Here is a 9993-nt window from a genome sequence, read left to right on the forward strand (position 1 = left end):
CCTTTTAAATTAAGGTTATCTTTTTTCATTTAATTATACATGTTTATATTATTTTCTCATCTCTTCTTCAAATATTTTATCATATTCTGCAACAACTTTATCAAATTCAGCTTCATCTTCAACCATTTCATATGAAGCTGTTGCACCTTCTCCAATTACCTTATATACATAAGCTTCATCTTCTTCGTCAAGTGGCGCTAAAATAACATAGTGATCTCCATCTATAGTTAAATCTTCAACTATTTCTAGTTCTACCTTTTCCATTGTTTCTGAGTCAGTAAGTGTTATTATATTCATTTCTTCCATTTTCATGTCCTCCTAAATTCTTTCAAATAAATCTTATTTCATTATATAGCATATAAACCTATAAAACAATGCCATATTAAAAATATAAAACTTAATCATATTACTATCTAATTTATACTATTTATTAGTAGACATGTATATATTATTTTTACATAAATTTTAAATATAAAATCTAGTATCTGGATCTATGAGATTATCTTTTATTTCTACACCAAATAATCCATTTATTAAAGTAGCACTTTCAATATGGTGAGCATCCTGCACATCTCTATTTAAAATTTGTACTTGATCTATAGTACTCTTTTGTGATGGTTTAATTTGATTATTCTTTTTATTTTTCTTATTCGATTTGCTCATGTTATTTCATCTTCCTTTCTTATATAATACAAATTATTTAAAACAAAGGATGGTTAATCATTTTTTTGCATTATAGGCAGTTAAAACTTGATTGAACTCTTTACCTGCTCCTACAGAAGCATATTCAACCATACCATTTTCTCTACTTACAACCTTATATGCACAAGCTTCATTTGAATCCTTGGGACCTGCAATTACATATTCATTTTTACCTACATTAATCACATCAATAAATTCTAATTCTACTATTCTTCCATCTTCCCCTGAAACTTTTATACACTTATTATTGCTCATCTTATAACCTCCAACTATTTTTAAATCTTTAGTAAAAATATATAAATTTTAAGTTATACATTTTTAGCTCTTAACTCCACTTTATTTTAAAAATATATTACCTATTTATAAGATGTGCATAATACAAAAAATTATTTATATTTTAAATTTTATTTTTTTAAAGTATCTAATCTATCCTTTATACGTTTTTCATACCCCATTGATGTTGGAGAATAATATTTTTTCTTAAGTAACTCCTTAGGCATATATTGCTGTCTAACATAATGATTTTCATAATCATGAGGATACTTATATCTTGATCCTTCATTTAAAATATTAGATCCGCTATAATTGTTACCTCGCAGATGTAAAGGAACTCTACCTACTTCTTCCTTCTCTATGTCTTCAAGAGCTAAATTAATAGCATTATAAGATGCATTACTTTTAGGTGCTCCAGCTAAATATATAGTTGCCTGAGCTAGAGGTATTCTAGCTTCTGGCATTCCTATAAACTTCACTGCATTTAGAGCCGCATTAGCTATTAAAAGCGCATATGGATCTGCATTGCCTATATCTTCTGATGCTGATATTACAAGTCTTCTAGCTATGAATTCAGGATCTTCACCACCTGATAGCATTCGAGCAAGATAATGCACTGAAGCATCAGGATCACTTCCCCTAACACTCTTTATAAAGGCAGATATTATATCATAATGATAATCTCCACTTTTATCATAAGTAACTTGTTTTTTTTGTATACACTCTTCTACTACATCTAGAGTTATATGTATTATACCATCTTCTCTTTTATTAGTAGTTAAAACAGCCAATTCTAAAGCATTTAATGCTCTTCTTCCATCGCCGACAGCATTATCACATATAAACTCTTCTGCTTCTTTATATAATTTTATATTAATATTTCCATAGCCAAACTTTCTGTCTTTAAGTGCTCTATTTAATAATGATACTATATTTTCTTTTGATAATAGCTCTAATTTAAAAATCATTGATCTGGATAAAAGTGCTTTATTAACTTCGAAAAAGGGGTTTTCTGTTGTAGCACCAACTAAGGTTACTATTCCCTTTTCTACATGAGGTAATAAACTATCTTGTTGGGTTTTATTAAACCTATGTATTTCATCTATGAAAAGTATAGTTTTCTTTCCACTCATAGAAATTTCTCTCATTGCTTCATCTATTACGTTCTTTATATCTTTAATTCCAGAAGTTACTGCATTTAACTCAACATAGTTACACTTTGTAGTTTTAGCAATAATTTTTGCTAGACTGGTTTTTCCAACTCCAGGAGGGCCATAAAATATTAAAGATGTAATTCTATCACCTTTAATGCTTCTATATAATAGTTTATCCTTGGCTAATATATGGTCTTGGCCTACAAATTCATCTAAATTGCTGGGTTTAAGCCTTTGTGCTAAAGGTTCATTACTATTTAAATCTATATTATTATTTTTTTCTTTTGTTTCTTCTAAATCAAATAATGATATATTATATTCTCTTTCCATTCACATCATCCTTCAATAAATATTTATCATATCATTTAAAGCTAATTTTCATTTTATAATATATTAAATATAACATAAAGCCTTCCAGAATAAAATCTTTATCTCTGGAAGGCTATTATTTCTGTTAAAAGTAATTAAGGTAATAATCTGCATATTTGATATAGTAATCTAATATTATAATTAATTAAGAAAATTAATTATAATTATACTAAATTATTAATTATAGTAAGTTTTTGCTTTTCTTTTCATTGTAATCATCTAAACACTTTTTAACCCCTGCAGATAACGCTAAAAGGGCAAGTAAGTTAGGGAATACCATTAATCCATTAAAAGTATCTGCAAGCTCCCAAACTAAATCAACTTTCATACCAGCACCTAAGAATATAAATATCATAACTAATATTCTATATGGAGTTATTCCTTTATCACCAAATAAGAATTTTATATTAGCTTCCCCAAAGAAATACCATCCAATAATTGTAGAGAAGGCAAAGAAGAATAATGCTACTGATATGAATATTCCTCCAAATTCCCCACCCATACCATTAACAAAAGCAGTTTGAGTTAATATTATTCCTGTTTCTCCACTATCCAAGGCTCCAGTAGTCAATATTACGAGAGCTGTTAAAGTTAATATAATGAAAGTATCTATAAATACTCCCATCATGGCAACTAACCCTTGCTCTGATGGATGATTAACCTTTGCTACTGCATGAGCATGTGGAGTTGAACCCATCCCTGCTTCATTTGAAAACAATCCTCTAGAAACTCCATATCTAACAGCTTGTCTAATTGTAACTCCAACAACTCCTCCAGCTATAGCTTGAGGATTAAATGCTCCAACTACAATCATTTTTAAAGCAGGTAATATATTTGCATAGTTCATTACTATTATAAATAAGCTACCTATAATATATAATAGTGCCATTACTGGAACAACTTTTTCTGTAAAGGATGCTATACGAGAAACCCCTCCTATGAAAATTATACCAGCTAGTATAGCAACTACCACACCTACTATTCTAGGATCAATGCTAAAGGATTTTGAAAAAGCACTTCCGATAGAGTTTGCTTGTACCATATTCCCAATAAAACCAAGAGCAAGTATAATAGTTATTGCAAAAAATATAGATAACACCTTTGCTATATTTTTATTCTTTAACCCATTTTTAATGTAATAAGCTGGACCACCAGTAACTTGTCCATTTACTACAGTCTTGTATTGCTGAGCTAAAGTTGCTTCAGCGAATATAGTTCCCATTCCAAAGAAGGCACTAATCCACATCCAAAAAATCGCGCCAGGTCCTCCCATTGCAATAGCTGTAGCTGCTCCGGCTAAATTCCCTGTGCCTACTTGCGCAGCTATTGAAGTAGCTAAAGCTTGAAATGAAGACATTCCATCAGCACCTGCTTTTTTCCCAAATTTTATTTTACCAAAAACAAGTTTAAAGCTTTCTCCAAATTTTACAACTTGAACAAACTTTAATTTAAATGTAAAATAAATTCCTGTTCCACATAGTAAAAAAATCAATACATAGTTCCAAATAACTCCGTTGATACTCTTAACTATCTCTAGTAAATTATCCATAATATCCTCCCCATGATGTTACAGTTTACTACCTTATATTCATTGTAAGTTTATTTTGTGAATTTTTCAACAATTTCGAATAACCTTGTATATTTGAATATGTAATGATACTATTTGATATTTAAATAGATAAGATTTAAGTTATCATATAATCTTATAAGATATTAAAAATAAATAAAAACAATGAAAAGCATTAGGCTCCTTCCCATTGTTTTGTTGGTGCAGATGGCGGGATTTGAACCCGCACGAGAATTCTCTCACTACCCCCTCAAGATAGCGTGTCTGCCGTTCCACCACATCTGCATAATAATATAATTTTACTCAATTATTATATCATCATGTATCACTAGATTCAACAACTAAAATCAACTTAGTTAAATCAATTTAATAAACAAACCCAAATTAATTTATAATAAACTAAATTGGGTTTAATACTATAGCTATTGCAATATATGTTTTACTCTGCCTTTTGACCTAAATTGTATAGATATTTATATATTCTATGATTAAATTTAACCTTTTGAACATAACTTTTAGTTTCCTTAAATGGAATCTCATGAAGATTTTCTCCATCGCTAGAATATTTCTCATCCTCAAGCCACTTAGTAACATTTCCAGGACCACCATTGTAAGCCGCTAATACAAGAATATAGTCCCCGTTAAAATCCTCACTCAATTTTTTCAAATACCAAGTTCCCATTCTTATATTAATCTCAGGATCTGCTATTATTTCTTCATTAAAGTTACTTATTTCTAGTTTTTCTGCAATCCACCTTCCCGTATCTGGCATTATCTGCATTAATCCTATTGCTCCCTTTGATGAACTTGCATCTACTACAAATTTACTTTCAGTATTAATTACTGCTGCTACTAAATTCGGATCTACATTGTACATCTCACTATATTCAATAATACTTTTTTCATACTCTAACGGAAAAAAGCTTTTTAATATAACTTTAAAATTAACAATAATAATTACAGCTATAACTATTATCAATATATTCTTCCTGGTCCTTTTATTAGATTTATAAGTCATTTTTCCCCCTAATCTATTTAAGCTTGCTTATTACTTTCATCACTTTAATCCTAGTTTCTTGCAGATTCCCACTATTATCAATGATAAAGTCTGCAAACTTACATTTTTCTTTTGTACTCATTTGATTATTTATTCTTATAGTTGCTTCTCCTATTGAAAAATTATCTCGTCTCATAACTCTCTCTAACTGTATTTCTTTACTGGCAATAACAACTATTATCTTATCCATATAAGTATGAAGTTTACTTTCTATTAATGTAGGTGCATCTACTATGCACATTTCTTCTCCTATATCATTATATTTATTTATTTCACTAAATATATCATGAAAAATATGAGGCATTATTATATTTTCATATTGAGCTTTTTTACTTTTATCAGAAAATATTAGATTTCCCATTTTACGCCTTAGAAACTCACCATTTTCATCAAAATATTCATCGCCAAAAGCTCTTCTTATTTCTAATAAAATATTGGGATGATTCACAAGTACTTTTCTAGCAATTTCATCTGCATCAATAACAGGAATATTGTTTTCCCTTAAAATCATACTTATGGTACTCTTTCCACATCCAATGCCACCTGTTAAACCTACCCTTAATATATTATTTTGCTTCATACCAAGTGTCTCCTATAGAAATATCTACATCTAGGGGAACTTTAAGATCTAGTACATTCTCCATTTCCTTCTTAACTATATACTTTACTAAATCAAGTTCATCCTTATATACATTAAGTATAAGTTCATCATGAACTTGTAAAATTAATCTACTCCTAAGTTGTTTTGATTTAAGCTCATTAGCAACATTCACCATGGCAATCTTTATAATATCTGCTGCACTACCCTGAATAGGTGCATTCATAGCTAATCTTTTTCCTAAAGCTTTTACAATTTTATTAGAAGATTTTACTTCTGGAATATATCTTTTTCTATGAAGAAGTGTTGTCACATAAGAATTTTCTTCAGCTTCTTTAATTACTCTATCCATATACCTTTGTACATTCCTATATCTTTCAAGGTATGTATCAATATACTTTTTAGCCTCTCCTCGTGTTATCCCTAAATCTTGAGACAAGCTGAAATCACCTATTCCGTAAACAATTCCAAAGTTAACAGCCTTTGCATTACTTCTCATTGTCTTAGTTACATTTTCAATTGGCACATTGAATACTTCTGATGCTGTAGAAGTATGGATATCTAAACTATTTTTAAAAGCTTTTATCATATTTTCATCTTCAGAAATATGCGCAAGAACTCTAAGTTCAATTTGTGAATAATCCGCTGACAAAATTACTGAATCTTTATTGTGTGGTATGAAAACTTTTCTTATTGATCTTCCATTCTCATTTTTGATTGGTATATTCTGAAGGTTAGGTTCTGTACTAGATAATCTGCCAGTAGTAGTTACAGTTTGAGTAAAGTTGGAATGTATCCTTCCATCTTCATCTATTACATTTTTAAGTCCCTCTATATAGGTAGAGTATAGTTTTGTAATTTGTCTAAAATATAAAATTTTATTTATTATCTCATGTTTATCCTTTAAAGCATCCAGTACTTCCGCATTGGTGGAATAACCTGTTTTAGTTTTCTTTATTACTGGTAGGTCTAGTTTTTCAAATAATATTTTTCCAAGTTGCTTAGGCGAATTTATATTAAATTCTTCCCCTGCCAAATGGTATACTTCTTTTGTAAGAGTATCAATCTCTCCACTAAATTTAGTTCCTAGATTCTCCAATTCTTTTCTATTGATATTAAACCCTTCATATTCCATATATGATATAACTTTAGTAAGAGGTTGCTCTACTTTAAACAGTAGTTCTTCCATATCATCATTTTTAATTTCCTCTTTTAAGATTGTATATATTTTCTCAAGAGCTACAATTTCACTGGCTTTAAGGGAGTCTTCCTCTCCGTGAAATGTCTTTCCTAGCCTTTCTTCGTAAAGTGTTTTTATGGAATACTCTGATTTTGATGAATCTAATAAGTAAGCTGCTATTTCCACATCAAAATTTACTAGGTCTAAATCAATACCAAGCTTTAAAAAAGCAGTATATCCATATTTAATGCCATGGGTAATTTTTTCAAGGCTAGAATTATGAAAAATTATCTTCATTGCATTTATAAAGCCTTTGCTATCTTCTTCTAGCAATTTATCACAATAAAGTAGATACACCTGACCTTCTGACAATATGCCTATGGTCTTAACCATAATTTTAGCAAAATTACTTGTATCCTCCACATATAACTTTACAAAAGCCCTATTTTTTATATTAGGTATAACATCATTCAAATCTTTAATTTCATTTATAACTTTATAATCAACAACTTCTAATCTTTGATTTTCTGGAGTTTCAGAACTATCTTGTGAAAGATTTTCAAATTTATTAAGAAGAGATTTAAATTGCAATCTTAGACACATATCTCTAACTTCACTATTGTTAAAGTTTCCTTTAGTTCTTAACTGCTCCACAGGTATTTCTACAGGAACTTTAGTAACAATTGTAGCTAACTTCTTACTAAAAATTGCTTGTTCACTATACTCTTGAAGAGACTCTTTGAGTTTTTTACCACTTATATTAGATATATTCATCAAAACATCTTCTATGCTACCATATTCCTTAATTAGCTTAAATGCAGTCTTCTCCCCTATCCCCGGAACTCCTGGAATATTATCTGATTTATCTCCCATTAGGCCCTTCACATCTATATATTGAGTAGGTGTTACTCCAAAATCTTCAATAAATCTTTCTTTATTATATATCTCTTTTTCTGTAATTCCTTTTTTATTTATAACTACATTAACGTTATCTGTGGCTAGTTGAAGAGCATCTTTATCTCCTGTTACCACATAAACTTCCATTCCTTCTTCTTCTGCTAAAACAGATATAGTACCTATTAAATCATCTGCCTCATATCCCTCTAACTCAAATACGCTTATTCCCATCTTGGATAATATTTCTCTTATTATAGGAAATTGCATGGAAAGCTCTGGAGGTGTTTTCTTCCTTCCTGCTTTATAATCTTCATATTCCTTATGTCTAAATGTATTAGAAGATTTATCAAAGGCAGCTACAATATAATCTGGATTTATATCTTCTTTAATTTTAAGAAGCATATTTAAAAAACCATATACTCCATTAGTATAAACGCCTTCTTTTGTTGTAAGTTCTGGTATAGCATAAAATGCTCTATATAGTAAGCTATTTCCATCTAAAACAGCTAAGCTTTCTCTATTAATTTTAATCACATCCATTCAAATTATTTAATCACTTTTATTGAATTCCTTAATTTTTTCTTATTATCCCCTATATTATTCTTTACTTTTTTGAGCCTAAAGTCAAGTAAATAAACAGGATTCTTTTGATAAATGATTATATCATTACTTCATGGTATTAACAATAAAACTTGTAATTTTTAAATATAAGTTTTCATTCATCTTCATTATAATTATAATATAGATTTCATTTAATAAAATAGAATTTAATAAACCTTCTAAGATANNTATCTTAGAAGGTTTATTAAATGCAAAAATATATTTCTAAATACAACTAAGTATTTATATAAACAAATAAATACTAACTAATTAAAAAATTGCTGGTAAATAATTCTTAACTTTAAATCTTGATATCTTCATCATATTTAAGGCTAAGGCAATAATTAAAAGTGAACCAACACAAGTCATTTCTGCAATAGATGTATTTTTATCCTTACATTGTTTTTCAACTTCTAAAATATGCTTAAATCTAATTCATGGGATAATTTTTCTAGAATTTTAATTCCACCTATGCTATTTCCCTGAGCATCAAGAGCAGGACCTACAACTCCAATTCCCATCCTCCTAGGTACTGCAGCCATTATTCCACCACCTACTCCACTCTTTGCTGGAATTCCTATATGTACAGCAAACTTACCAGATGCATCATACATGCCACAAGTAACCATTATGGTTTTAACTATTCTGCATGCCTCTCTGGATATAACTCTTTCATTATTTATAAGAACTCCATCATTGGCAAGCATAGCTCCTATCCTAGCTATATCTTTGCAAGTTATCTCCATAGAACAAGCTTTAAAGTAGACATCTAAAATTTCCTCTACATCCCCTTCTATTATACCATTACCCTTCATGTAATAAGCTAATGCTCTGTTTCTATTTCCTGTTTTCTTTTCACTCTCATACACATTGTAATTTATACCTATCTCATCATTTCCAGTTATTTTTCTAGTAAAGTTAAGTATTCTATTTATTTTTTCATCAGCTGTTTCTCCATTAATTAAAGACACTGTTGCAATTGCTCCTGCGTTTATCATAGGATTCAATGGTTGTTTTTGTTCATGAGTTTCCAAATTAGTTATAGAATTAAATCCTGACTCTGTAGGCTCCATTCCCACTTTAGTGAAAACGTATTCTGTACCATTATCTAAGATTGCTAACATTAGAGTTATTACTTTAGACATACTTTGTATTGTGAATTTAATATCCCAATCACCTGCAAAATATTCTTCTCCACCTAAATTGGTAACCCAAATACCTAGAGCTTCTGGATTAGCTTTTGCAAGTTCTGGTATATATGAAGCCACCTCACCTTTACTTGTCCATTTTCTGCAATCTTCAATTATATTTTCCAAGATCCTCTTCATTATCATGTCTCCCCTCTGATTTAATTACTTACAGTTTTATTATATTAATCAAGTATCTATTTTTCAATACTTAAGTATTAACTTCTACACTATCCTTATCTAATATAAAAATACTATTGTAATCATTAGGATATTGTGGTAAAATACTAAATGTACTAGCCGGTGTGATGGAATTGGCAGACGTGCGGGACTCAAAATCCCGTGGTGGCAACACCGTACCGGTTCGACCCCGGTCACCGGCACCAGTAAAAAAGGGGCTGTATCAAAA

10 protein-coding genes and 2 tRNA genes are annotated in these 9993 nt (G+C 29.7%); 1 reads left to right on the plus strand and 11 read right to left on the minus strand.

Going from position 1 to position 9993, the window contains the following annotated elements; genetic code table 11:
• Positions 1-48: 48 nt before the first annotated feature.
• The 11 genes from B2694_RS15390 to glsA form a co-directional block, all read right to left on the minus strand.
• Positions 49-306 (minus strand): DUF1292 domain-containing protein, encoded by a 258-nt coding sequence (locus tag B2694_RS15390; RefSeq protein ID WP_346886491.1) that lies wholly within the window; start codon positions 304-306, stop codon positions 49-51.
• Between the two features lie 159 nt (positions 307-465).
• Positions 466-663, minus strand: a complete 198-nt coding sequence (locus B2694_RS15395) for a hypothetical protein (RefSeq protein ID WP_346886492.1) — start codon at positions 661-663, stop codon at positions 466-468.
• Between the two features lie 57 nt (positions 664-720).
• Positions 721-957 carry a DUF1292 domain-containing protein gene (locus tag B2694_RS15400; RefSeq protein WP_346886493.1) on the minus strand — a complete coding sequence of 79 codons (237 nt, stop codon included), beginning with the start codon at positions 955-957 and terminating at the stop codon, positions 721-723.
• Positions 958-1106: 149 nt separating this feature from the next.
• Positions 1107-2459 carry a replication-associated recombination protein A gene (locus tag B2694_RS15405; RefSeq protein WP_346886494.1) on the minus strand — a complete coding sequence of 451 codons (1353 nt, stop codon included), beginning with the start codon at positions 2457-2459 and terminating at the stop codon, positions 1107-1109.
• 220 nt (positions 2460-2679) lie between these two features.
• Complete coding sequence (locus B2694_RS15410) at positions 2680-4047, minus strand: sodium:alanine symporter family protein (RefSeq protein WP_346886495.1); 1368 nt, start codon at positions 4045-4047, stop codon at positions 2680-2682.
• Between the two features lie 217 nt (positions 4048-4264).
• Positions 4265-4350 (minus strand) — tRNA-Leu (locus B2694_RS15415).
• A 154-nt stretch (positions 4351-4504) separates the two neighbouring features.
• A complete protein-coding gene (locus B2694_RS15420) occupies positions 4505-5083 on the minus strand; it encodes a lytic transglycosylase domain-containing protein (protein WP_346886496.1) in 579 nt (192 codons plus the stop codon).
• 13 nt (positions 5084-5096) lie between these two features.
• Entirely contained in the window at positions 5097-5702 is a 606-nt protein-coding gene (coaE, locus tag B2694_RS15425; protein WP_346886497.1) for a dephospho-CoA kinase, read from the minus strand.
• A complete protein-coding gene (polA, locus tag B2694_RS15430; protein WP_346886500.1) occupies positions 5689-8322 on the minus strand; it encodes a DNA polymerase I in 2634 nt (877 codons plus the stop codon). The genes coaE and polA overlap by 14 nt, the downstream gene beginning before the upstream one ends.
• Before the next feature lie 345 nt (positions 8323-8667).
• Positions 8668-8832 carry a DUF554 family protein gene (locus B2694_RS15435; RefSeq protein ID WP_346886501.1) on the minus strand — a complete coding sequence of 55 codons (165 nt, stop codon included), beginning with the start codon at positions 8830-8832 and terminating at the stop codon, positions 8668-8670.
• Positions 8811-9725, minus strand: coding sequence for a glutaminase A (glsA, locus tag B2694_RS15440; protein ID WP_035133689.1), 915 nt, complete (start codon positions 9723-9725; stop codon positions 8811-8813). The genes B2694_RS15435 and glsA overlap by 22 nt, the downstream gene beginning before the upstream one ends.
• A gap of 158 nt (positions 9726-9883) precedes the next feature.
• Here glsA and B2694_RS15445 point away from each other — a divergent pair.
• A tRNA-Leu gene (locus B2694_RS15445) sits at positions 9884-9970 on the plus strand.
• Positions 9971-9993 lie beyond the last annotated feature (23 nt).

The sequence above is a fragment of the Clostridium sp. UBA4395 genome, from assembly GCF_002390995.1.
GTDB lineage: Bacteria > Bacillota > Clostridia > Clostridiales > Clostridiaceae > Clostridium_J > Clostridium_J sulfidigenes.

What these genes read in the sequence shown, in the direction of transcription:
- B2694_RS15395 (WP_346886492.1), bottom strand. Translation starts at nt 663, where the DNA reads ATGAGCAAATCGAATAAGAAAAATAAAAAGAATAATCAAATTAAACCA.
- B2694_RS15410 (WP_346886495.1), bottom strand. Translation starts at nt 4,047, where the DNA reads ATGGATAATTTACTAGAGATAGTTAAGAGTATCAACGGAGTTATTTGG.
- B2694_RS15390 (WP_346886491.1), bottom strand. Translation starts at nt 306, where the DNA reads ATGGAAGAAATGAATATAATAACACTTACTGACTCAGAAACAATGGAA.
- B2694_RS15420 (WP_346886496.1), bottom strand. Translation starts at nt 5,083, where the DNA reads ATGACTTATAAATCTAATAAAAGGACCAGGAAGAATATATTGATAATA.
- glsA (WP_035133689.1), bottom strand. Translation starts at nt 9,725, where the DNA reads ATGAAGAGGATCTTGGAAAATATAATTGAAGATTGCAGAAAATGGACA.
- B2694_RS15405 (WP_346886494.1), bottom strand. Translation starts at nt 2,459, where the DNA reads ATGGAAAGAGAATATAATATATCATTATTTGATTTAGAAGAAACAAAA.
- B2694_RS15400 (WP_346886493.1), bottom strand. Translation starts at nt 957, where the DNA reads ATGAGCAATAATAAGTGTATAAAAGTTTCAGGGGAAGATGGAAGAATA.
- coaE (WP_346886497.1), bottom strand. Translation starts at nt 5,702, where the DNA reads ATGAAGCAAAATAATATATTAAGGGTAGGTTTAACAGGTGGCATTGGA.